A 23,687-nucleotide genomic window follows, 5' to 3' on the forward strand; every position below is an offset into this window, starting at 1 on the left:
ACTTGTATGCGGACACACTCACAGGACCAATTTCGAAGGGTCCGGTTAGAACAATAGGGAAATTTCATGCCTACAGAAAAACCTACAATTATTTACACCATTACTGACGAAGCACCGGCACTGGCAACTTACTCACTACTGCCAATTATCCAATCGTTTACTGCATCTTCAGGCATTAACGTTGATACTCGTGATATCTCTCTAGCTGGGCGTATTATTGCTAACTTCCCAGAGCATCTAACAGACGAGCAACGTATTGGTGACGCGCTAGCAGAGCTAGGTGAATTAGCGAAAACACCAGAAGCAAACATCATCAAGCTGCCAAACATCTCAGCATCGATTCCTCAGCTAAAAGCAGCAATCGCTGAACTTCAAGCTAAGGGTTACAACCTACCAAATTACCCAGAAGAGCCAAGCACGTACGAAGAAGAAGCGATCAAAGCAACGTACGATAAGATCAAAGGTAGTGCGGTAAACCCTGTACTACGTGAAGGTAACTCTGACCGTCGAGCTCCTCTATCTGTTAAGAATTACGCAAAGAAAAACCCACACTCAATGGGTGCATGGTCCGCGGATTCTAAGTCTCACGTATCTAGCATGGCGGGTAACGACTTCTTCGGCAGTGAAAAATCGCACACTGTTGAAAGCGCAACAGATGTTAAAATCGAGTTCGTTGCTGCTGACGGCGCGGTGAAAGAGTTAAAAGGTGCTTTCCCACTACAAGATAAAGAAATCATCGACTGTTCAGTAATGAACAAGAAGGCGCTGGTAGAGTTCTTCGAAGCGCAAATCGCTGAAGCGAAAGAACAAGACGTTCTACTGTCTCTGCACATGAAAGCGACGATGATGAAAGTCTCTGACCCAGTGATCTTTGGTCATGCGGTTAAGGTTTACTACAAAGATGTATTCGCAAAATATGGTGACGTATTCGAGAAGCTAGGTGTTGATGTAAACAACGGTATCGGTGATGTTTACGCTAAGATTGCAGCACTGCCTGCGGCTCAAAAAGAAGAGATCGAAGCGGCTCTACAAGCTGTGTACGAAACTCAGCCACCTCTAGCGATGGTTGATTCTGACCGTGGTATCACTAACCTGCACGTACCAAGCGACATCATTGTTGATGCCTCTATGCCAGCAATGCTGCGCTCTTCTGGCCAAATGTGGGGTCCAGATGGTAAGCAGAAAGATACCAAAGCAATGATCCCAGATCGTAGCTACGCAGGTATCTACCAAGCGGTTATCGACTTCTGTAAAGAGAACGGCGCATTCGATCCAACAACTATGGGTAGCGTACCAAACGTTGGCCTAATGGCTCAAAAAGCAGAAGAGTACGGTTCACACGACAAGACGTTCATTCTTGATGCGGCGGGTACAATTCGCATTGTTGACACTTCTGGCGCAGTTCTGCTTGAGCAATCAGTTGAAGAAGGCGACATCTTCCGTATGTGTCAGGTTAAAGACGCTCCAATCCAAGATTGGGTGAAACTTGCAGTTACACGTGCACGTGCAACAGGTGTTCCAGCGGTATTCTGGTTAGACGAGAATCGCGCACACGATGCAGAGCTAATCAAAAAAGTGAACGCATACCTTCCAGAACACGACACGTCTGGTCTGGAGATCAAGATTCTTGCTCCACTAGAAGCATGTCAATTCTCTCTAGTTCGTATCAAAGAAGGTCAGGACACTATCTCAGTAACAGGTAACGTACTACGTGACTACCTAACTGACTTGTTCCCAATTCTAGAACTAGGTACATCTGCGAAGATGCTGTCTATCGTTCCACTGATGAATGGCGGTGGTCTATTTGAAACGGGTGCGGGTGGTTCTGCTCCTAAGCACGTTCAGCAGGTAGAAAAAGAAAACCACCTGCGTTGGGATTCTTTGGGTGAATTCCTTGCACTAGCGGCATCACTTGAGCACCTAAGTACAGTCGCGGGCAATGCTAAAGCACAAGTTCTAGCGGATGCGCTTGATAAAGCAACGGGTGAGTTCCTTGATAACAACAAGTCGCCATCGCGCCGTGTTGGTGAGCTAGATAACCGTGGTAGCCACTACTACCTAGCGACTTACTGGGCACAAGCTCTAGCGACCCAAACCGCTGACGCTGAACTAGCGGCTGAATTCGCGCCTATCGCTGAAGCACTTTCTTCTAATGAAGAGAAGATTGTCGCTGAACTAAATGATGCGCAAGGTGTTGCGGGTGAGCTTGGTGGTTACTATGCACCAGTGTTTGAAAAGGCGTCACCACTGATGCGTCCAAGCGATACGCTAAACAGTATTGTTTCACGCTGATCACAGTTTAAATCTTTAAATGAAATGCCTAGGTAAATCCTAGGCATTTTTTTTGTGCTTTTGTCCCGCCCTTGCTATATTTCATCAAACAGTATTTCATTCCATATATGGAGAGGCGGATGGAAAAACTAACGATCAGGATGAAAATCATACTCGGATTTTTAGTTCTACTAGCACTACTATTCTTTATTTCGAGTCATAGCCTGATCTCGAGCAATAGCATGGCTTCAAGTTTTAGTGAGTATCGAGAGCTTGCGAAAAACAACAACTTACTAGGTCGAATGCAGGCAAATTTATTAGAGCTAAGGATTGCATCTAAGAATTATATTCGTGAGCCGTCACAATCGACCGATCAACAATTTTCTCAGCGTTATAATACGTTAAATGAACTCTTCAAAGAGATGGCTCAGTCTAGCAGTGATTACACTCGTTCATTGCAAGAGCTTGAGCGATATAACGCTGGTCAACTAAAAGTTAAAGCGCTCATCCAAGAGCGTAACCAAGTTGTGGTTAACCAGTTAGACACTAATGGGTTAGCGATGCGTGAAACAATTCGTAAAATAATTGATGGCGTTGAACCACAAGACTTTCATGCTTATGAGGTCATAGTTGCGGCGAGTCAAGTACAAGAGATGCTGATGCTAGGTCGTTTGTATAGCAATAAGTATTTAAAAACGAATACGCAAAAAGACTATGATGTAGCGATGAAGTTTTTAGGCAGTGAACTTGATGAAGCGTCTTCAATACTACGAGAAGAAATTAGTTCAGCACGTTTGGCCTCACTGTACGATGAATACAATGTGTATTCATTGGCTTATACCTCAGCGCTCAAGAGTGTTCATCAACTGATCGAAGATCGCAACGCAATTATAGAAAATGAATTAGATGTTATTGGTGTTGCTATTGCTTGGCAGCTTGAAGAGATGAAACTTCAAGGGTTAAAAGGGCAAGATATCTTGGGTCCCAAAATCGCAGAAGATAATAGCCAAGCGGCGCTTTCAATCTATGTCTTATCGGCGATAGCCGTCGTTATAGCTGTGATTATTTCAATCCTAACTACTCGCTCTGTAATTAATCCGATTAACTATGCGCGCAAAATTATGGATAGGTTAGCGCAAGGCGACTTGACCGAAAATATTAAGGCCGATTCGAAAGATGAAGTTGGGCTGATGCTATCGAGTTTAAAAGTCATGCAAGGGAACATGGCCGCAATTTTACATGACGTTGATCGCGCCGTATTAGAGGTAGCCTCGTCAATGGAAGAATTGTCCATTGTTACACGTGAATCGAGCGAAGGTGCAGCGACTCAGCAAGCTGACATTGAAACAGTATCAAGTACATTAAACCAACTGATTGAGTCAACTGGACGAATTGACAATACGGTTTCTCAAGTATCAGTACTTATTTCAACAGGTGTCGCTTCGTCAGAGAAATCACATCAATTGCTTAATCATGCTCAGTCAAGTGCGACTAATTTGTCAGAGCTTTTGAACGAAACGAATGATCAAGTTGAATACTTAAATGCCCAAGCGGAAAACGTAGGCAGTATTTTGGGGGCTATTCGTGAAGTGGCAGAGCAAACCAACTTACTCGCTCTAAACGCTGCTATTGAAGCTGCACGTGCTGGTGAGCAGGGACGAGGTTTTGCTGTCGTTGCTGATGAGGTAAGAACGCTCGCTCAGCGTACACAGAATGCGTTGATCGAAACGGAGTCATTGTTGGATAAGATTCATCAAGGGACACAAGACATCGTAGTCTCTACAGCAAAAGGGCAAGAAAAGGCGCTAGAAAGTGTCGAACAGGTTAATCAAGTCGTTGGTTCGATTAATGAACTAAAATCCAACATGCAGTCGGTGGCGGTTAACACGGAAGAAATTGTACAAACTGTCGAAAGTCAGCGTGGCATTGCTAAGACTGTCGAAACTCGAATGGCAAGTGTTTCAGATGTCGCAAGTCAGGTCGGTTCTTCATCGCTTGAAATTGCGCAGACATCAGCGAGTATGACAGACGTTTCAACTAGCCTTGTAGAAGTCGTGAAACGATTCAAGCTGGATAAAACTCACTAGATAACGAAAAAAGAAAAACGCCCATGAAAGTGGGCGTTTCTGCAATTGTACCATCTTCTATTTAGAAGCTTGAGCTTCCACCGGAACGACTGAGCTAGCATGGTAGCCTTTCGGCCCTTCTTCAACTTCAAAGTTTACTTGTTGGCCTGCTTTCAGAGTACGATACCCGTCCATTTGAATCGTTGAGTAGTGTGCGAACACATCTGAGTCGTCTCCTTCTGAACAGATAAAACCAAATCCTTTGGCGTTGTTAAACCATTTTACTGTACCTGTAGCCATGCTATACATCCCTCATGCATATTGTTACTGATGTTGTTAAGGTTGTTTACACTGTTTCCTTGTAAACAAAAAGTGAATATCAATCCAGTCGCTGCTAAATTTTTAGTCACTATTTGACCAATGTAGCCAATGACACAGTACAGTCAATAGCCAAAAGGTCTTACAGTCGACATTATTGCAAGCAACTCACTTTTGAGATTTACATTTTGTTTACTTCTTATTGCATCAATTTCGAGAATACATCACTCAGTCCAATATAATTTGGTTTCTTTTTAATCAATTAGATAGAAGTACTCGCTAGATAGAAATCTTTTATTTGCAGCGACTCAAATGCTGCATTAGTCTCTAAGTATGAACAAAATTTTTTTGTCGCATTTTGTTCGTAATAGTAAGAACTAAATTCAAAACTTTCGCTCCATGAAGTGGTAAAATTAAGAGAGTTCAACATTAACATCGAAATATCATGAGCAAACATTTTGAATGGGTTACTCCAGATTCAGATCTGCTGGAGTTAGAGAAAACAAAAGTTAAGCCACCGTCCATGTATAACGTTGTTTTAAACAACGATGATTACACCCCTATGGACTTTGTAATTGAAATCCTAGAACGCTTTTTTTCTATGGATATCGACAAAGCAACGCAGGTGATGCTGCAGGTGCATTATGAAGGCAAAGCAATTTGTGGCACGTATACTGCTGAAGTTGCTGAGACCAAGGTAGCGCAAGTTACCATGTATTCAAAAGAGAACGAGCATCCCTTGCTTTGTACAATGGAACAAGCCTAACGCTTGTCCGAGCAACCTAAGTTGTTCTTGAAGGAGGTACTTATGCTGAATAAAGAATTAGAGTCGAGTCTAAACGGCGCATTTGCACGCGCAAGAGACAAACGACATGAGTTTATGACCGTCGAGCACCTCCTGTTAGCATTGTTAGAGAACGATGCTGCAAGAGAAGCTCTACAAGCGTGCCAAGCCGACATTGACGCGCTTCGTAGTGAGCTAGACGTTTTTATTGATCAAACCACCCCTCTTATTCCTGAAAATGACGAAACACGTGAAACTCAGCCAACGCTTAGTTTCCAACGCGTACTTCAGCGTGCGGTTTTCCATGTTCAGTCTTCTGGCCGCAGTGAGGTAACGGGTGCTAACGTATTGGTGGCTATCTTTAGTGAGCAAGAGTCTCACGCAGCGTATTTGCTGAAAAAGAATGACATCAGTCGTCTCGATATTGTTAACTTCATTTCTCACGGTATTACCAAAGCCTCAAGCTCAGACGATGAGCCTTCATCACCAGGTTCATTTAACAGCGAAAGCCCAGAAGAAACGAATTCTGAAGACCGTCTAGAAAGTTTTGCAACTAACCTCAACCAGATTGCAAAGCAGGGTCAAATTGATCCATTGATCGGTCGTGATAAAGAGCTAGAGCGTACTATCCAAGTGCTGTGTCGCCGTCGTAAAAATAACCCGCTGCTTGTTGGTGAGGCTGGCGTTGGTAAAACGGCCATTGCTGAAGGTTTAGCGTGGCGCATTGTTGAAGGTCAAGTACCTGACATCATTGCTGATAGCGTGATTTACTCTCTGGATATTGGCTCTCTACTTGCAGGTACTAAGTACCGCGGTGACTTTGAAAAACGCTTTAAGGCGATCTTGAAGCAGCTAGAGAAAGAAGATGATGCGATTCTGTTTATCGATGAAATCCACACCATCATTGGTGCTGGTGCCGCATCGGGCGGACAAGTTGATGCTGCAAATCTCATCAAGCCTCTATTAAGTAGCGGTAAACTTCGTTGTATTGGTTCTACGACTTATCAAGAGTACAGTACGATTTTTGAGAAAGAACGTGCGTTGTCTCGTCGCTTCCAGAAAATCGACGTTGTTGAACCATCATTAGATGATACAACTAAGATTTTGATTGGTCTTAAGCCTAAGTACGAAGCACACCACGAAGTCCGTTACACGAACAAAGCGTTGCGCGCTGCAGTAGAGTTGTCAGCGAAATACATTAACGAGCGCCATCTTCCAGATAAAGCCATTGATGTTATTGACGAAGCGGGTGCTCGTAGTCGTTTAGCCCCAGCGAGTCGTCGTAAAAAGACAGTCGGTGTTGCAGACATCGAGGCAATGGTCGCTAAAATGGCTCGAATCCCAGAAAAATCAGTTTCCTCTTCAGACAAAGAGATTCTTCAGAACCTTGATGAGAAGATGAAAATGCTGGTATTCGGTCAAGATGATGCGATCGATGTACTTAGCGAAGCGATTAAGCTAACACGAGCGGGTCTTGGTAACGACCATAAACCTGTGGGTTCATTCCTGTTTGCAGGCCCAACAGGCGTGGGTAAAACAGAAGTGACTGTGCAGCTATCTAAGCTGCTAGGTATTGAGTTACTGCGTTTTGATATGTCTGAGTACGGTGAGCGCCACTCAGTGAGCCGTCTAATTGGTGCACCTCCGGGTTATGTTGGTTACGATCAAGGTGGTCTACTGACTGATGCTGTCATCAAGCACCCTCACTCGGTTGTATTGCTCGATGAGATTGAGAAAGCGCACCCAGATATCTTTAACTTGCTTCTTCAAGTGATGGATAACGGTACGCTAACGGACAACAATGGCCGAAAAGCGGATTTCCGTAATGTGATCCTAGTGATGACAACCAACGCGGGCGTCCAAGAGACGGAGAAGAAATCGATCGGCTTGATCCAACAAGATCACAGTCATGATGCGATGTCTGTCATTAAGAAAGTGTTTACACCAGAGTTCCGTAACCGTCTAGACAACATTATTTGGTTCAATAGTCTAGATGAGCACGTTATTCATCAAGTGGTTGATAAGTTTATTGTTGAACTACAAGCTCAACTTGATGCACGTGGCGTATCACTCGAAGTGTCGGATGATGCTCGTCATTGGCTTGCGCTGAAAGGTTATGACAAAGCGATGGGTGCTCGTCCAATGGGACGTGCTATTCAAGAGCAGCTGAAAAAGCCGCTTGCGAATGAACTTCTGTTTGGCTCGTTAGTTGACGGGGGTACCGTGAAGGTTAACTTGAAAGACGATGAGCTTAAATTTGAATACCTGAGCGAGAAAGAGGCAGCGATTCATTAAGCTGTCATTGAAAAAGTAAAAGCCAGAGTTAATTGCTCTGGCTTTTTTGTATCAGTAAGAATTCAGTTATTGTTGATCAAATATTGTTTTGAGTGCGATTAGGGATGCGTCAACTGAACTAGGGACGGGCTGCTCAATCTGAAAACCTAGCTTTGGATAATCTTTGATTCGCTCTAGATCGCCAAGCATTGCGATAACCGTGGTGGTTAGGTCAATTTCATCATTAAAGTAATCACAAAACCGAGATCTAGGAGAGGTCACTATCACGTGGTCGTAAGCGTCAGGCCACTGCTTTGCGAATGTTGCGTAGGTTCGCCTCTCCATATAAGGCTTTTGCACCAGAATGAACCGTTTTGGACGGAGTCCATGTCCTGTCAGCAGTTGGTGAGTGAAACGGACGTTCTCCCCAGTATTCGTTGCTTTGTTTTCTACAATGATGGCATCGCTTGGTACGCCTGCATCTCTGGCAATCGCCGCAAAAGTATCGGCTTCGGTTTGCTCAAAAACACCTTCAGTTAGTCGTCCCACACCACCCGAAAAGATCAATGTTTTTGCCCAACCTTGCAAATAGAGCTCTGCGGCATATTCGGCAACGCGAGGATCGTTACTGCCCAGAACAAAAATACAGTCTGCTTTTTCAAGCTTATGACCTAACTGCATGTAGGACCAAATGTGTTCGATGTGCTGATAGATTTTCATCGTACTTGCGCAGCTCCGTATAGGTTAGATTGCTTCTAAGGTATGGTCGAAGTGGAAGCGGTAGCCAAGATCTTGAAGTTTATTAGAAACGATTCTTTTGTCTTTGATCTCAACAACGGGAGGAAGGGGATCATCAGACCCTACGTTATCCAAAGCTGATTGATAAAACTCCGCCTTACTGACCGTGTTAGGAGTCGTCGCATTGACAACACCACTGATCTCATTCAACGCCATAAAGCTGACCGCACCTACTGCATCGGTTAAGTGGAGCATATTCGCTGGTGCTAGCGAGCTGACCTGTTTGAGCTTACTTGCAAAGCGAGACGGGTGGCGTTCAGGGCCTATTAAACCACTGCAGCGGACAATAGCGTAACTGAGCCCAGAATCGATCAGACTTTGCTCAGCTTGCAGCATGATGACTGCATTATCGGAAAAGTGGTTGTGGCGTGTCGCCAGTTCGAGACTTGCGCTGTCTTCGGTCATGTCATCAGCACTGTTGGGATAAACGGTTGTCGAACTCACCATCACTAGGCGTGATACGTCGAGTGACTGGCACAGACTAACTAAGGTATGCCAGTAGTGTGCATATTCATCACCGCGACCTTTACGAAAGCCGGGAGGAAAACAACCTATAACGATATCTGGTTTTGTCGCTTCAAGTTTATGCTCACTTTCTGACAAAGGTGCACTCAGGTCGAACTGGAATCCATTCAGGTGCTGTTCGCAAAGCTCAGTAGCCCCCATAGTGGTGGTTCGGCTAACTGAAACGGTATGTCCGAGAGTGCTGAGGTAATGCGCGAGTGGTTGTCCAAGCCAACCCCCGCCAATAATTGAAATCTTTTTCACTATGGCTTCCCTTATCATCGCCTAGAACAGCTTTCAAACTAGATGAATTGAGTTTACGCGACAGGCTGATGGCTAATTGGTATCAATCTCAGCATAACAAATGTGAAAGGAGGATGGGGAGTGATTTATCTGAGCTTAGAAAGCACAGAGAGATACGAGAGAATAATTTTGTTGTAGGAACGCCACACTTAACTTGTTGGCGGCGTTCCAATTGAATGAAGGCTTAGCTACATAAAACTCTTAAGATTTTATCTGCATGCTCTGCCACTTCGATCCCTTCATCCGTTAGGTATCCACCGTCAGGCAATGTACATAAGCCTTTCTCATAAATACGTTGAACGGCCGCCTGCATATCTTCTGATGCTTCGTGGTGCACTTTAATGCCCGTTGCTGAACTGCTCAAATCAAATTGAAGAAGAAGATTAAGTTCAGATAAATGCTCTGGCGTGAATTTCATATTGTGTTCCTTATCGAAAGTACTTATTTCAACTTAATCAGGAAGTAACGAATCATCAACTTCAGGCGTTAAGAAATGTTACCCAGCCCTTAGTTTCATCATAAGTTTGTGGTTGTGTGGTGGTCAGGTAACCAATCGAGTAAGGAATAGATATAAATCAAAGATTAATCCTTGCACTTACTATTCTACCTATAAGGCGTTTGTTAATAGCAAAATAGTCTAAAACATGTGGTTTATATGAATGAACATACTAAAGCGTATTGAGAACAAATATCTAAAATTCAATCAAAAGTTAAGTCTATGATTGTTAGATTAAAATTGATTTTTTGAGATCTGGCGTGATATTACGTTTATGTGAGTTTTTAGTCTGGATAACAAGAAGTTTTCTTTAAATTAAATTTATTTTGTCTTACGCAAATAATTTACGCTTGAAATTGATCACAATTCACGTAATTATCCGCGCCCACTAATCCTCATGTTGCAAAATATTTCTTCGATGATAAATCTAAACCAGTTTGATTCTCTACTTCCTCCACAAATGGCTGAGCGTGCGGCAGAGATTGGCGTAGGTAAAGCGACAAAAGATCCAATCAAATCTTTTTTACTGGCGATTTCAGCGGGTATCCACATTGGCATTGCATTTGTTTTTTATACTATCGTAACGACGGGTGCTGGTGATCTGCCTTGGGGTATCACACGACTTATCGGTGGATTGGCTTTTAGCTTGGGGTTGATTTTGGTTGTTGTTACGGGCGGTGAATTGTTCACGAGCTCGGTATTGACCTTGGTTGCCCGCGCAAGTGGCAAGATAACATGGAAATGCTTGTTCAAAAACTGGGCTGTTGTCTATGGTGGGAACCTGATTGGTGCACTGCTGTTAGTGATATGCATGCTGATGACAAAACAGTACATGTTCGATCATGGCCAAGTGGGTATAAATGCAATGGCGATTTCTCAGCATAAGCTGCACCATTCGTTTTTATCCGCAGTTGCACTTGGTGTTATGTGTAACGTATTAGTCTGTATAGCGGTTTGGATGACATTTAGTGGCCGAACCCTTACTGATAAAATAGCAGTGATGATTTTACCTGTAGCGATGTTTGTATCGGCAGGGTTTGAACACTGTATTGCGAATATGTTCCAAGTGCCGATGGCGATTGGTATCAAAAACTTTGCGCCTGCTGAATTTTGGCAGATGACAGGAGCGAACATCGCTGATTACGCTGACTTGAATATGATTGGCTTTATCACGAACAATTTGTTGCCTGTTACTCTGGGTAACATTATTGGTGGTGGCTTGTTTGTCGGCATGTGGTACTGGTTGATCTATCTGCGAGATTGATTGCTGATTCATTGATGATGTGATTTTTAAAAGGCTCACTAAAGCGGTGAGCCTTTTGCTGTTTTAGGCCTAGAACAACTCTTCCAATGGGGGAATTTCTAAGGGCTCTGTGATTAACCAATCACGTTGTGGGTTATCTTGAACATTTTGTTCAGATTGATCCATCCACTCTTTTCTCATCGCCGTATCACTCTCCTTGTGTCACTACAGGCTTCATCTTAAGTCGCCGGAATGACCAAATTATTACAGTTCGTGAATTAAATTATATGCGTATGAATGCAAAGAAAATTTTGTGTTCTTTGATGAACTTAGGTAATAAAAAGACTTGCTTTTGAAGTATCACCACGGTTATCCACAGAAACTGTGGATAAGATCTTACGCAGACTGTTTATGGTGAGGAAGGAGCGGCTAAGCCAGCGGTTTGATCAAAACTCTTCCTTCTTTATTAATGAGATTGTTGATGGTGAGCTTGAGCGCAACGGTGATTGAAATCGACATCATGACAAAGATCGCCACCATAATGAGTATCTGATATTTGATAGCGACAAGAGGACTAGCTCCTCCCAAAATTTGTCCCGTCATCATTCCAGGTAGAGTGACAAGCCCGCTGGTGGTCATTGTTGCGAGCGTTGGTGCCAAAGAGCGCTTAATAGCCGATTGCACAAAAGGAATCGTCGCGTACTCCTTAGATGCTCCAAGTGCGATAGCGGCTTCATATTCTCCTTTACGTTCATCAAGGGAGTTAAAGAAGTTTTGCAGTGCCACGATATTACCGCTCATTGAGTTCCCCAAGAGCATTCCGGCAAGTGGAATTAAGTATTGAGCATTGTAGGTGGGGCTGGGTTGGACAACAAACAGAGTAATAATAGTAAGGATAGGAAAGAGCCCAATCGCTAAGCCTGAAACCACGGAGAACATGAGTTTGGATTTGGGCAATTTAGCTTTGCTTATAATTGTGCTAGCTCCAATGAGCGTCATCAAAGTAAGCCATATCAGATTGACCAATAAGCTGTTGAGATCGAATAGGAACTCCAAGTAGACACCGACGAGAAGAAGCTGAACGGTCATTCGAGTGACGCTCAAAATAATCTCTTTATTCATGTCTAATTGATAGATGCGACTCACTAGCATAGGGATGGTGAGTAAGCTAAAAAATACCAGTAAGGTAAGCCAAGATATATCCACGACGCTGTTCATTTTCCCTCCCATAGTCGTGTCTCTATCTTACCGAATAATGCTATTCGCTGACTATGCCTCAAAAACGAAAAAATCCCCCTAAAACTCACATGTCTTGAAACATTTTAGTTACATTTGGGCTAATATAAGCACATCAACAGTATGCCTCTAAAGTGGTAGATGTTAAAAATTATCGTTCTAATGTTACGGGTTTTAGGGAGGTTGCTTCTTTATTTGCCTGTTAATAAATCTTCATATTTTGAGGTTTATTTATACATAAAATGGTAATTAAACACATCTCTGGATGAGCTCAAAAAAGTATTGAATAACAAGGCTCAAAGCATCGGAATTGATTGAACCCTACTAATAGTATGGTCTAAGATTTCTCAATAGAAATTTAAAAAAAACTTAGCTCAATCACCAGAGCTAGACAAAAACACTAGATACAAAATAGGCAAATGTATGAGTGATGTTAAAAAAATTGAGAGTGGTGAAAAACGCTCTCTGGAGTGGAAGTCTTTCCTCTTCATCGCGGTTGTTCTCTTCCCAATCCTGAGTGTGGCCTTTGTCGGCGGATACGGATTCATTGTCTGGGCACTACAAGTGTTCTTCTTTGGTCCTCCGGGCGTACACGGCATGTAAGCCGCTGAGCTCATTTCCACATTTTTGAAAAGATTTTAAGAGAGCAAACAATGAAATCATTTATCGTAAAACTGTGGCGTACCATGACACGCCCTGCAGTTCATATCAGCCTAGGTGTGCTGACTATGGGCGGCTTTATTGCTGGTGTTATCTTCTGGGGTGGTTTTAACACTGCTTTAGAAGCGACTAACACTGAAGAATTCTGTATCAGCTGTCACACCATGCGTGACAATGTATACGTTGAGCTACAAGAAACAGTTCACTGGAAAAACCACTCTGGTGTTCGTGCGACTTGTCCTGACTGTCACGTTCCTCACAACTGGACGGACAAAATTGCTCGTAAGATGCAGGCTTCAAAAGAAGTATTCGCTCAAGTGTTTGGTGACTATGATGAACCAGGCCACTTTGAAGAGCGTCGTATCGAACTTGCTAAACACGAATGGGATCGTTTCTCTGCGAACAAATCTCTAGAGTGTAAAAACTGTCACAACTACGAATCTATGGACTTCGAGCAAATGTCTCCAACAGCTCGTATCCAAATGAAACAAGCCGCAGAGAAAGATCAAAGCTGTGTTGACTGTCACAAAGGTATTGCACACAAACTACCAGCAGGTATGGACAGCATTGGTGGCATCGTTGGCGAGCTAGAGCAGTTAACATCAAGCACTGACTACTCAGAAGGTCAAGCACTTGTGAGTGTTCGTCACCTACCTGTTTACTTCGATGACGCAGCAGCGCAAGAAGCGGGTCTACTTAACCCAGCGTCGACTGTTACTGTTCTTGAAGACAAAGGCGACATGATGAAAGTTGAGATTGACGGCTGGCGTAAAGCGAAGGGCTTCGGTCGTGTAATTCAAGAAGACTTTGGTATGAACATCGCAGTTGGCTCTCTACTCAAAGATGCGGCACTTAGCGATGACATCGTGACGAAAGGCGAGAAGAAAGTGGATGAGTTGACAGGTCTTCCTTGGGAGAAAGTGTCAGCAACGGTATGGATGAAGAAAGAAGCGATGCTTAACGACGTAACTCCAATCTGGGAGAAAGCGAGCGAAGCGTACAAGACCAATTGTTCAGTGTGTCACACACAACCTGCTGAAGCGCACTTCGATGCGAACACATGGCCAGGTATGTTCAACGGTATGCTTGCATTCGTTAACTTCGATACAGACAGCGAAGCTCTAGTATTGAAGTACCTACAGAAGCACTCTTCAGATTTTGCTGAAGGTCACCACTAATAAGCGTCGGATGGAGTAATTGAAATGGCTATTACACGAAGAAGTTTTCTTAAAGGTGTAGCAACGACTAGTGCAGTGTCAGTAATCGGTCCAAGCTTATTGGCATCTGCTTCTGCAAACGCTGCAGAATCAACAGGAACTTGGAAAGTTTCAGGTTCTCACTGGGGCGCATTCCGCGCCCACATCTACGCGGGTAAAGTTCAAGAGATCAAACCGCTAGAATCAGACACGAACCCAACAGACATGATTAACGGCATCAAGGGTATTATTTACAGCCCTTCACGTGTTCGTTACCCAATGGTTCGTCTAGATTGGCTTAAAAAGCACAAATACAGCGCAGAAACCCGTGGTGACAACCGTTTCATCCGTGTTACTTGGGATGAAGCATTAGACCTGTTCTACCGTGAACTAGAGCGCGTACAAAAAGATTACGGCCCTTGGGCGCTGCATGCTGGTCAAACTGGCTGGCGTCAAACTGGTCAGTTCCACAGCTGTACCAGCCACATGCAGCGTGCTGTTAACATGCATGGTAACTTCATCACGAAAGTAGGTGACTACTCAACGGGGGCAGGTCAGACGATTCTTCCTTACGTTCTTGGTTCAACGGAGGTTTACGCACAAGGCACGTCTTGGTCTGAAATTCTAGAGAACTCGGACAACATCGTCCTATGGGCAAATGACCCAGTTAAAAACCTACAAGTTGGTTGGAACTGTGAGACTCACCAGTCGTTCCCTTACCTAGAGCAGCTTAAAGAGAAAGTAGCGAAAGGCGAGATCAATGTTCTGTCTGTTGATCCAGTTAAGAACAAGACTCAACGTTTCCTGGAGAACGACCACCTGTACATCAACCCGATGACAGACGTAGCCTTCATGATGGCGGTTGCTCACGTTCTTTATAATGAAGATCTTTACGATAAAGAGTTCATTAAGACCTACTGTCTAGGCTTCGAAGACTTCATTAAGTACGTTCAAGGTGAAACGAAAGATAAGATCGTTAAGACACCAGAATGGGCTGAAGAGATTTGTGGCGTTAAAGCTGACAAGATCCGTGAATTTGCACGCATGCTTGTTAATGGCCGTACACAAATTCTGATGGGTTGGTGTATCCAGCGTCAAGAACACGGTGAACAGCCATACTGGGCTGCAGCAGTGGTTGCAGCAATGGTTGGTCAAATTGGTCTGCCTGGTGGCGGTATCTCTTACGGTCACCACTACTCAGGTATCGGTGTTCCATCAACAGGCTTCGCGGCACCTGGTGGTTTCCCTCGCAACCTTGATACAGGCTCTAAGCCTAAGTGGGACAACAATGACTTCAACGGTTACAGCCGTACAATCCCTGTAGCGCGTTGGATCGACTGTCTACTAGAACCAGGTAAAGAGATTCGTTACAACGGTAGCAAAGTTAAGCTGCCGGGTTACAAGATGATGGTTATCTCGGGTAACAACCCTTGGCACCACCACCAAGACCGTAACCGTATGAAGAAAGCCTTCAAGCAGCTTCAAACTGTGGTAACGATTGAATTCGCTTGGACAGCAACTTGTCGCTTCTCTGATATCGTACTGCCTGCGTGTACTCAGTTCGAACGTAACGATATCGACGTATACGGTTCTTACTCAGGTAAAGGTCTGATCGCGATGCATCGCCTAGTGGATCCATTGTTCCAGTCTAAGACTGACTTTGAGATCTTTACTGAGCTAACTCGCCGCTTCGGTCGCCATAATGAGTACACTCGTGGCATGGATGAAATGCAGTGGGTTCGTTCTCTGTATGATGATTGTCGCGCAGCGAACAAAGCGAAGTTTGATATGCCAGAATTTGATGAGTTCTGGGAGAAGAGCGTACTAGACTTCGGTGAAGGTTCACCTTGGGTTCGTCACGCTGACTTCCGTAAAGATCCAGAGATCAACGCTCTAGGTACACCATCAGGCTTTATCGAAATTACATCTCGTAAGATCGGTCGCTACGGTTACGAACACTGTCAAGAACACCCAATGTGGTTTGAAAAGACAGAACGTTCACACGGTGGCCCTGGTTCAGACAAGTTCCCGTACTGGCTACAGTCTTGTCACCCAGACAAACGTCTGCACTCACAGATGTGTGAATCTGAAGAGTTCCGTGCAACGTATGCGGTACAAGGTCGTGAGCCTGTGTACATCAACCCTCAAGATGCTAAAGCGAAAGGCATTAAAGATGGTGATTTGGTACGTGTATTCAACGATCGTGGTCAGCTACTAGCAGGTGCTGTACTGACTGATAGCTACCCACGTGGTGTTATCCGTATCGAAGAAGGTGCGTGGTACGGCCCTCTGAACGAAAAAGAAGGTGCGATTTGTACATACGGCGATCCAAATACGCTAACAATGGACATCGGCTCTTCTGAGCTTGCTCAGGCAACTTCTGCAAACACATGTATCGTTGAGTTTGAGAAGTTCACAGGCAAAGTACCACCGGTTACTTCATTCGGTGGCCCTATCGAAGTCGCGTAATCGATGAGACAATTAAAAATACCAGCTTTCGAGCTGGTATTTTTTTATCCAGAGTTTGCCTGTTACTCGTTCCTATTTCTTCGTCTATTCAAGGCCATAGCGCTTTTTGAGCTCTTTCAACTTCGCTTCGCCATAGTGTTCAAAATAGTCGTTTAACGCTTCTATGATCTCTTCAGCATGAGGGTGATCTCGCCGTACAGCCGCATACAAAGGTGTTTGATCGAAATACTTTGCGCTGACGTTTAGACGATCTAGCGAGAGATTTAACTCTTGCATTGTCCATTGTCCTACAGCTTCATCGGTGATCAGTACGTCAGCTCGTTTAGAAAGAAGCAGACGGAGACTGTTAGGAAGATCGATAGAATCGACTTTAATCATCTCTTGATACTCCAACAAGCGTGAACCATATTCGTAGCCGTTAATCAGTGCGACACGTTTGCCTTTTAAGCTGGTGATATCATTGAACTCAAACTCTAAGTCCTTACGCGAAATAACGGCCATCCGGTTCAGCATATAAGGCTTGGAGAACAGGTAAAATTCCTCTCTTTCTGGTGTTTTCCAAATCGACACAATCACATCATTTTTCCCTTTTAGTGTCTCTTTAAGGATCCTAGCCCAAGGTTTTTGATTAAAAGTGATGGCATAGCCCGCCTTCGTTAGTGCATCGACCACCATGTCATGAGCAATCCCATTCCCAAATTTCGAACTCATTATGTAGGGGGGCCAATGAGTCTGAGCAACCTGTAAAGTGACTGCTAAACCTCTTGAAGAAATAAGAAGAGAGGACAGCAAAAAAATCCATAGATGAATGCGGGAAAACATCTAAATTTCCTTTTTAAAATGCTTACTCAAAAGTGTAGTTGAAGTAATTAGTGAAGAAAGTTCAAGCGGGTTTCCCATAACCTAAGAAAATGTTTGAACTTAGTTCGATTCAAGTGAATGAATGTGGCTTTTGATTGTTTTACCTTTATTGCTGAATTTTTGTGATCTCGTTCTCTAAAATTTATGCTGTCTGTTTAAAAGATCTGCATATTTTTGATGTTTTTAGATTCCAAACGTTTGCTGAGTCTTTTCTTGTTAGGATTTTTTTTATTGTTTTATTTGTTAATTATCAGTATGGCGAATAATTTCTGCTTCCAGGGCAAGCCGGTGGAACTGGCGCTCATAAATAAAAATTTATAGGAACAAATAAAAATGAAAAAGACAGCATTAGCAGTAGCACTATCTCTTGTTGCAGGTTCAGCAGTAGCAGCTGAAGCACTATCTGGTGACCAGTTCACAGTTTCTGGTGAATTCGCTCTTGGTGGTTATTCTCAGACTGACCGTACAGAAGATGGCAATGTTGGTACACCTGGCGCGAAGAAAGAAGAATTCTACAATGGTGGCGTAACGGGTTTTGATATCTTTGCTAACTACGAAAATGGCAACATTGTAGGTAGCTTCGGTGGTGAATTTGACCTAGAAGATGACTACGGCACATCTGACGCTGAGTTCACAATTACTGACACTTGGGTTGGTTATAAAACTGGTTACGGTGTGATCTCTGCAGGTTACGCAAATGACACTGCTCTAGATGCTGTTGACGGTGCTGCTGACCAAACAATCGAGTTCCTATGGTCTCCTTCAGATGCATCTGACGCTCGTCAAGTAGTAAAGTTTGAAGGCGAGAAAGAAGGCTTCAAATACGGCATCTCTTACTTTGGTGACCGTAACTATGACAACGATGACCGTCAAGGTGGCTACAACGGCTACTTTGGTTACGAAAACGAGACGTTCATGGTTAACGCAGGTTACGAAGACAACGATGAGCAAGAAGGTTCAACAGACAAACTATACCTTGTAAACGGTGCAGTTAAACTAGGCGCTGTTGGCATTGGTGCAACATTCGCTGAAGAAGAGTTCGCTGACGGTAAAAAAGTTAAGCTTTACAACACGTCTATTGGCTACTCAATGGAAGCGCTATACCTAGCTGCTGGTTACGTATCGGTAGAAGACACTCGTGAAGCGGTAAACTTTGGTGGTTCTTACGCATTCACAAACAACTTCTCTGCACTTGTTGATATCGCTTACCACGTTTCTGACGAAGGTAAAGTAAGCAACAACATCGAAAAAGGCGACGTAGAATCATTCGTTAAACTAGCGTACGCATTCTAATCTAAATTTCCGTCTATTAACGGCTCATCCTCGTGAGCCGTTTTTTAAGCAGGATGCTTAACGCAATAATCCACTGCCTTTTTGCCCTCCGGAGATGGAGGGTTTTTTCGATCAAGGAAACGTGATCGACGTAACTGTTCGCGTCGTTGAGTAAATAGACAACAACAGATGTCAGTGCTCTAATTGAGGAACTAATAACGACAAAGAACTCTCCATGCGTAAGTCTATTACTCTCACGAACGAACGCACTTTAGTGATCGCCAATAGCGACCTTGCTGCTGAGCACGACAACAACCAAGTGACGTTCACTTTTCAAGGTTTAAGCAATCAACCGATTGGCTCGCAATATCTCCTCTTTTCCACTGAATTTGACTTTGAACGACAAGCAACGTTGCTCGGCGATGGTTTTCAAATGCTCGCGCAAACAACAGGCACGCTGGATAACCCTATCGATATCGGTCGATGCCCAGATAACAGCCCAAGTTATCGCATATACCCTTCTCAAGCGTCAAAACGTTACTACAACTATCTAGTAATAGAAGATTCCCTTGGTTATGCGTTGTTTGGTTTTACCAGTTGTCATCGGTTTGCTGGCTATTTCACCGTCGTTGAACAAGAGGGCGCTTTTGGTATCAATGCGTATATCGATGGAGAGGAAACATCACCACAGGATTGGGCAACCAACTTGCTAGAGTCTGTTGTGATACTGCGTGGCGAGTCACTGTCGACATTATATAAAGAGTATTCTCAGCGAATTCAGGGTCATCACCCAGTCAGAGCAGGTGTTAAGAAGCCATCACCTTTGGGGTGGTGCTCTTGGTACGCCTACTATGCTGAGGTCACAGAGCAAAACATCGAAGAGAACGTCGATTACATGGCGGAGTATTTAAAGCAATTCGATTACACCTTACTTGATGATGGCTACCAAGCCTACATGGGGGACTGGTTAACCCCGTCGGATAAATTCCCGTCAGGTATAAAGTCGGTTGTTACGGAAATCAAAGCTCGCGGTAAAAAACCTGCCATTTGGTTGGCTCCCTTTATCGCTCAAGCTGAATCACAAATATTTGAGCAGCATCCAGATTGGTTTGTCCGTCATGCTGATGGTTCGCTATTGAAAGCGGAGGATGTGACATATGCAGGGTGGCGTTGTACACCTTGGTACATCTTAGATACCGCCCATCCAGAAGTACAAGAGCACTTAACTAACGTGGTGCGAGTGATGCGAGAAGAGTGGGGGGTAGAGCTATTTAAGCTTGACGCAAATTACTGGGGAACCTTGAAAGGGATTCGACGTGAGTCAGGTGTGACGGGCGTTGAGGCATATCGCCTTGGCATGGAAGCGATTGTGAAAGGCGCGGGTGACGCACTCATTCTTGGCTGCAACGCACCGATGTGGCCATCATTAGGTTTGGTGGATGCGATGCGTGTTTCTGATGACGTTGAGCGTTGTGGTCGCCGCTTTGAACAGATAGCGAAAGAGACTTTTTACCGCAGTTGGCAGCACCGCAGCTTATGGCAAATAGACCCTGACTGCGCTACTTTCGTCTCGCTCGCTAATCAAGCAACCGATCGCAGTAACTACGAGTTCCACCGCGATGCTTTGCTCGCAAGCGGGGGGCTGTTGCTCTCTGGTGATCCTTTAACTGAACTGACGCCGTTTGCGAAGAAAACCTTGGCTAAGCTGGTGGTAAGACATAAGCACAATCAAGAAGCGGCAAGGTTTACCGCATTGAACCTGCATCATGCCTTTTTACCATTGACGGACAACAACGATCTGCATTGCTTGTTTAACTACCACCAACCCGCACGAGAAGTCACTCTTACCGCGGATTACCCTGCTGATTGGTATGATTATTGGACGGGTGAAAAGTTAAATCATGAACCAACACAAGTGTTGGAGGTTACGCTAAAGTCAGGGCTAACAAGCCGAGCAATAATTACCTCGCTATAGCCTAGTGCCTCGACTAGAATGGCGGGCTAGGCTTAGCAAAACTAAAGAAATACATGTCTATCATACTTGGAATAGACCCGGGCTCACGTATCACAGGGTACGGGGTTATTCGTCAGACGGGTCGCCATCTTCACTATTTGGGCAGTGGTTGTATCCGCACATCAGAGAAAGAACTCCCAGGAAGACTCAAACAGATTTACGCGGGTGTGTCGGAAATCATCACCCAATTCCAACCTGACGTCTTTGCGATCGAGCAGGTGTTTATGGCGCGCAATGCAGATTCAGCGCTTAAGCTAGGGCAGGCTAGGGGCAGCGCCATTGTGGCTGCAGTGAACGCAGATCTTCCTGTGCACGAATATGCTGCGCGTTTGATTAAACAGGCTGTGACCGGCACTGGTGGTGCGGATAAAGAGCAAGTGCAACATATGGTACAGCAAATGTTGAAACTCCCTGCAAAACCTCAAGCCGATGCAGCGGATGCGCTAGGCGTCGCGATATGTCATGCAAATACCAATAAAACCTTAGTTGCGCTCGCAGGCAAGGCGACGGGAGCTCGCCGAGGGCGCTATCGCTAAAAAGTTAGTATTCATTATGCAGTATGGTATCCTGTTTGCGTCTAGGGAAGGAGATGCGAATGAATGGAATGAATTACCTACGATCTATTGGCTTTTTGACCTCGATTGTCACATTAAGTTATCCCGCATTTTCTGCGCAAGATGTGGGTGCCTGCGTAAAGAGCGGCGGGGAGTATCCTGCAATCCCTGCTGTTAACAAACAAATATCGGATGTTTGTGAGTTACGATGGTTAAGTGAAAACAGTTCGGCTTGGACTTCGGACTGGATTCAAACCGCTGATATAGACCTTTCAAACTCGAAGCAGTGGAATAGCGGCAAAGGCTTTAGCCCCATTGGTAATGGCTCGAGTCAATTTAAAGGAGGTTATAATGGCCAAGGCTATGAAATCTCGGGGCTATACATCAACCGACCAACAAGCGATCACATAGGCTTATTCGGTTTTATTAATCACGCAGCGAATCCTTCTAACTACAAAATTCAAAATATCACGCTTTCTGGCGATGGTGATAAAAGCAACATTGATATCAAAGGTGCAAATAGAGTCGGTGGGGTCATTGGCTCTGGCCACTATGTTCTAGCAGAAAACCTCGAATCATCGATGGTGATAGTGGCCGATAGAGCGGTAGGCGGACTCATTGGTTATTTTCATGGTAGTGACATCTCCCAAAGCCGTTCGTTTGGTTCGATAACTTCATTAGAGAGTTCGGACGTGTTCATGGGCACCAGTGCATCTGCTGGTGGTTTTATCGGAGAAGCTTCTTATGGTAGCGCAATAGAAAATAGTTTTAGCCAGACCGATGTTAATGGAACAAAGCGCGTGGGTGGGTTTGTGGGTGAGGCTGACCCTTTCATAAGCATAGTAAATAGTTATTCGGTTGGCACGGTTTCAGGCACTTCATCTGTCAGCAGTTTTATCGGTACGCAAGCAGGTACAGCTACTAACGCGGTCTACGATTGTGATTTCGGAATTTCAGGGACATCGGACTGCGGTGAAGCCGAGACTGATGGTTCGGTGGGCTTTAGTTCAAGTGTAATGAAGGCTGAGCAAACCTATTTAGCACTGAATTGGGACATTACTAGTGATGCTTGGCAAGAATCTATTTGGAAGATTTCAGAAGGGAGTTATCCGACTCATAGTAAACCGATTTCGCTCATAGTCTCACCTAAACGTGAAGATATGCCGACCGAGATTATAATAGAGCAAGGCAGTTTAAGTACGATAGCGCTTGCTGCCCAGCCTCACAACGATGGTGCCAGCGTGACGTTTGAACTTAGGCTGGAAGGTGATGTAATCAATCCACATAGTCGCTCGCTAGTTCCGAGTTGGGTTTACCTGGAGCCTACAGGTGAATACTCTGCCGATCTCATTGTTGATGCACCTATTTTGACAAACGATGAGGTTATATCAGGCCTTGTGGTTGATATTGTGGAAGTGTATGGCGGAAAACGAATGGTGAACTCTTTACCTGCATTTGACGTTACCGCTTATGCTTCAGCGGCCGACAGTAGCTCTGATAACAGTGCTGACGACGCAGGTAGTAACCTGAATCCAGATGATGGATCTAACTCTGGAGGCACGTTAAGTGCTTGGCTGTTGCTGCTAATTATCCCAATCAGCGTGCGAAGAGTAATGATTGAGTAATCCTTATTCAAATAGTTTAAAAGTCTAAAATACGAAGCACTCTTTTAACTGGCTATATATCCAGTAATTTATTATTATCATTTTCAGCGAAAAGAGAACGAATAGGAACTTTACCTTGATTGGACGATTACGTGGCACTCTGATTGAAAAACAACCCCCTGAACTGCTTATTGAAGTAAACGGCATTGGCTATGAAGTCCAAATGCCAATGAGCTGCTTCTACGAATTACCGAATATAGGTGAAGAGGCGATCATCTATACTCATTTTGTGGTCAGAGAGGATGCGCAGCTTCTTTATGGCTTTAACACTGTCAAAGAGCGTGCTCTATTCCGTGAAGTAATTAAAGCCAATGGCGTGGGTCCAAAACTGGGCTTAGGTATTCTTTCTGGTATGACGGCAAGTCAATTTGTCGCAAGTGTTGAGCGTGAAGATGTTTCGACGCTTGTCAAACTTCCGGGTGTCGGTAAAAAGACCGCAGAGCGTCTTGTGGTTGAAATGAAAGACAGACTGAAAGGTTGGGGTGCGGGCGATCTGTTCACGCCGTTTACGGACGCTGCGCCTGTAGACTCGACTCCTGAAACTGCTCAAGGTAGTGCGGAAGAAGAGGCGGTTAGCGCGCTGCTTGCTCTAGGTTACAAACCAGTACAAGCATCTAAAGTGGTCTCTCAAGTGAAGAAAGCGGATATGACCAGCGAGCAGCTTATCCGTGAAGCTTTGAAATCCATGGTATAAGGCATAGATC

The 23,687-nt window shown here is 44.4% G+C and carries 19 protein-coding genes; 13 read left to right on the forward strand and 6 right to left on the reverse strand.

The window, feature by feature from the left end; genetic code table 11:
• Window positions 1–66 precede the first annotated feature (66 nt).
• Both F0231_RS06870 and F0231_RS06875 read left to right on the forward strand, forming a co-directional pair.
• On the forward strand, window positions 67–2,292 hold the full coding sequence (locus tag F0231_RS06870) for an NADP-dependent isocitrate dehydrogenase (RefSeq protein ID WP_171758980.1): 2,226 nt from the start codon (window positions 67–69) through the stop codon (window positions 2,290–2,292).
• A 119-nt stretch (window positions 2,293–2,411) separates the two neighbouring features.
• Complete coding sequence (locus tag F0231_RS06875; protein WP_171758981.1) at window positions 2,412–4,358, forward strand: methyl-accepting chemotaxis protein; 1,947 nt, start codon at window positions 2,412–2,414, stop codon at window positions 4,356–4,358.
• Window positions 4,359–4,415: 57 nt separating this feature from the next.
• Here the strand turns inward: F0231_RS06875 and cspD are convergent, their stop codons facing one another.
• A complete protein-coding gene (gene cspD / locus F0231_RS06880; protein WP_171758982.1) occupies window positions 4,416–4,637 on the reverse strand; it encodes a cold shock domain-containing protein CspD in 222 nt (73 codons plus the stop codon).
• Window positions 4,638–5,100: 463 nt separating this feature from the next.
• Here cspD and clpS point away from each other — a divergent pair, with 463 nt between their 5' ends.
• Together clpS and clpA are read left to right on the forward strand one after the other, a co-directional pair.
• Window positions 5,101–5,421, forward strand: a complete 321-nt coding sequence (gene clpS / locus F0231_RS06885; RefSeq protein WP_006879492.1) for an ATP-dependent Clp protease adapter ClpS — start codon at window positions 5,101–5,103, stop codon at window positions 5,419–5,421.
• A gap of 42 nt (window positions 5,422–5,463) precedes the next feature.
• On the forward strand, window positions 5,464–7,734 hold the full coding sequence (gene clpA / locus F0231_RS06890) for an ATP-dependent Clp protease ATP-binding subunit ClpA (protein WP_171758983.1): 2,271 nt from the start codon (window positions 5,464–5,466) through the stop codon (window positions 7,732–7,734).
• Between the two features lie 66 nt (window positions 7,735–7,800).
• Here the strand turns inward: clpA and F0231_RS06895 are convergent, their stop codons facing one another.
• The 3 genes from F0231_RS06895 to F0231_RS06905 form a co-directional block, all read right to left on the reverse strand.
• Window positions 7,801–8,433: a YdcF family protein gene (locus F0231_RS06895; protein WP_253825741.1), complete on the reverse strand. Its 633-nt coding sequence runs from the start codon at window positions 8,431–8,433 to the stop codon at window positions 7,801–7,803.
• Window positions 8,434–8,457: 24 nt separating this feature from the next.
• On the reverse strand, window positions 8,458–9,279 hold the full coding sequence (locus F0231_RS06900; protein WP_171758984.1) for an NAD-dependent epimerase/dehydratase family protein: 822 nt from the start codon (window positions 9,277–9,279) through the stop codon (window positions 8,458–8,460).
• A 223-nt stretch (window positions 9,280–9,502) separates the two neighbouring features.
• Window positions 9,503–9,736: a TIGR02647 family protein gene (locus F0231_RS06905; RefSeq protein WP_171758985.1), complete on the reverse strand. Its 234-nt coding sequence runs from the start codon at window positions 9,734–9,736 to the stop codon at window positions 9,503–9,505.
• A 499-nt stretch (window positions 9,737–10,235) separates the two neighbouring features.
• Here F0231_RS06905 and focA point away from each other — a divergent pair, with 499 nt between their 5' ends.
• A complete protein-coding gene (gene focA, locus F0231_RS06910; RefSeq protein ID WP_171759112.1) occupies window positions 10,236–11,078 on the forward strand; it encodes a formate transporter FocA in 843 nt (280 codons plus the stop codon).
• Between the two features lie 408 nt (window positions 11,079–11,486).
• On the opposite strand, the gene F0231_RS06915 is transcribed toward focA, so the two are convergent.
• The gene (locus F0231_RS06915; RefSeq protein WP_171758986.1) at window positions 11,487–12,275 is read right to left on the reverse strand and encodes an ABC transporter permease; all 789 of its coding nucleotides are present in this window, start codon (window positions 12,273–12,275) and stop codon (window positions 11,487–11,489) included.
• A 441-nt stretch (window positions 12,276–12,716) separates the two neighbouring features.
• Between F0231_RS06915 and torE the strand changes: the two genes are divergently transcribed.
• From torE to torA, 3 genes are read left to right on the forward strand one after another with little or no spacing between them, the layout of a single operon-like run.
• Window positions 12,717–12,896 (forward strand): trimethylamine N-oxide reductase system protein TorE, encoded by a 180-nt coding sequence (torE, locus tag F0231_RS06920; RefSeq protein WP_171758987.1) that lies wholly within the window; start codon window positions 12,717–12,719, stop codon window positions 12,894–12,896.
• Between the two features lie 50 nt (window positions 12,897–12,946).
• Window positions 12,947–14,131 (forward strand): pentaheme c-type cytochrome TorC, encoded by a 1,185-nt coding sequence (gene torC / locus F0231_RS06925; protein WP_171758988.1) that lies wholly within the window; start codon window positions 12,947–12,949, stop codon window positions 14,129–14,131.
• Between the two features lie 24 nt (window positions 14,132–14,155).
• Entirely contained in the window at window positions 14,156–16,618 is a 2,463-nt protein-coding gene (gene torA / locus F0231_RS06930) for a trimethylamine-N-oxide reductase TorA (RefSeq protein WP_171758989.1), read from the forward strand.
• Window positions 16,619–16,702: 84 nt separating this feature from the next.
• On the opposite strand, the gene F0231_RS06935 is transcribed toward torA, so the two are convergent.
• The gene (locus tag F0231_RS06935; protein WP_171758990.1) at window positions 16,703–17,440 is read right to left on the reverse strand and encodes an ABC transporter substrate-binding protein; all 738 of its coding nucleotides are present in this window, start codon (window positions 17,438–17,440) and stop codon (window positions 16,703–16,705) included.
• A gap of 372 nt (window positions 17,441–17,812) precedes the next feature.
• Here F0231_RS06935 and F0231_RS06940 point away from each other — a divergent pair, with 372 nt between their 5' ends.
• The 5 genes from F0231_RS06940 (at window position 17,813) to ruvA (ending at window position 23,677) form a co-directional block, all read left to right on the forward strand.
• Window positions 17,813–18,772: a porin gene (locus F0231_RS06940; protein ID WP_171758991.1), complete on the forward strand. Its 960-nt coding sequence runs from the start codon at window positions 17,813–17,815 to the stop codon at window positions 18,770–18,772.
• Window positions 18,773–18,986: 214 nt separating this feature from the next.
• Complete coding sequence (locus F0231_RS06945) at window positions 18,987–20,726, forward strand: glycoside hydrolase family 36 protein (RefSeq protein WP_171758992.1); 1,740 nt, start codon at window positions 18,987–18,989, stop codon at window positions 20,724–20,726.
• Window positions 20,727–20,779: 53 nt separating this feature from the next.
• Window positions 20,780–21,301 (forward strand): crossover junction endodeoxyribonuclease RuvC, encoded by a 522-nt coding sequence (ruvC, locus tag F0231_RS06950; protein ID WP_171758993.1) that lies wholly within the window; start codon window positions 20,780–20,782, stop codon window positions 21,299–21,301.
• 59 nt (window positions 21,302–21,360) lie between these two features.
• Window positions 21,361–22,944: a hypothetical protein gene (locus F0231_RS06955; RefSeq protein WP_171758994.1), complete on the forward strand. Its 1,584-nt coding sequence runs from the start codon at window positions 21,361–21,363 to the stop codon at window positions 22,942–22,944.
• 115 nt (window positions 22,945–23,059) lie between these two features.
• Window positions 23,060–23,677: a Holliday junction branch migration protein RuvA gene (ruvA, locus tag F0231_RS06960; RefSeq protein ID WP_171758995.1), complete on the forward strand. Its 618-nt coding sequence runs from the start codon at window positions 23,060–23,062 to the stop codon at window positions 23,675–23,677.
• Window positions 23,678–23,687: the final 10 nt, after the last annotated feature.

This window comes from Vibrio sp. RE86 (genome assembly GCF_013114545.1).
Lineage (GTDB): Bacteria > Pseudomonadota > Gammaproteobacteria > Enterobacterales > Vibrionaceae > Vibrio.

Coding starts and splice junctions, on each gene's coding strand:
- clpA (WP_171758983.1), top strand. CDS start 5,464: ATGCTGAATAAAGAATTAGAGTCGAGTCTAAACGGCGCATTTGCACGC.
- F0231_RS06945 (WP_171758992.1), top strand. CDS start 18,987: ATGCGTAAGTCTATTACTCTCACGAACGAACGCACTTTAGTGATCGCC.
- F0231_RS06905 (WP_171758985.1), bottom strand. CDS start 9,736: ATGAAATTCACGCCAGAGCATTTATCTGAACTTAATCTTCTTCTTCAA.
- F0231_RS06895 (WP_253825741.1), bottom strand. CDS start 8,433: ATGAAAATCTATCAGCACATCGAACACATTTGGTCCTACATGCAGTTA.
- cspD (WP_171758982.1), bottom strand. CDS start 4,637: ATGGCTACAGGTACAGTAAAATGGTTTAACAACGCCAAAGGATTTGGT.
- F0231_RS06870 (WP_171758980.1), top strand. CDS start 67: ATGCCTACAGAAAAACCTACAATTATTTACACCATTACTGACGAAGCA.
- torA (WP_171758989.1), top strand. CDS start 14,156: ATGGCTATTACACGAAGAAGTTTTCTTAAAGGTGTAGCAACGACTAGT.
- F0231_RS06955 (WP_171758994.1), top strand. CDS start 21,361: ATGAATGGAATGAATTACCTACGATCTATTGGCTTTTTGACCTCGATT.
- F0231_RS06940 (WP_171758991.1), top strand. CDS start 17,813: ATGAAAAAGACAGCATTAGCAGTAGCACTATCTCTTGTTGCAGGTTCA.
- F0231_RS06875 (WP_171758981.1), top strand. CDS start 2,412: ATGGAAAAACTAACGATCAGGATGAAAATCATACTCGGATTTTTAGTT.
- ruvC (WP_171758993.1), top strand. CDS start 20,780: ATGTCTATCATACTTGGAATAGACCCGGGCTCACGTATCACAGGGTAC.
- F0231_RS06935 (WP_171758990.1), bottom strand. CDS start 17,440: ATGTTTTCCCGCATTCATCTATGGATTTTTTTGCTGTCCTCTCTTCTT.
- torE (WP_171758987.1), top strand. CDS start 12,717: ATGAGTGATGTTAAAAAAATTGAGAGTGGTGAAAAACGCTCTCTGGAG.
- torC (WP_171758988.1), top strand. CDS start 12,947: ATGAAATCATTTATCGTAAAACTGTGGCGTACCATGACACGCCCTGCA.
- F0231_RS06915 (WP_171758986.1), bottom strand. CDS start 12,275: ATGAACAGCGTCGTGGATATATCTTGGCTTACCTTACTGGTATTTTTT.
- clpS (WP_006879492.1), top strand. CDS start 5,101: ATGAGCAAACATTTTGAATGGGTTACTCCAGATTCAGATCTGCTGGAG.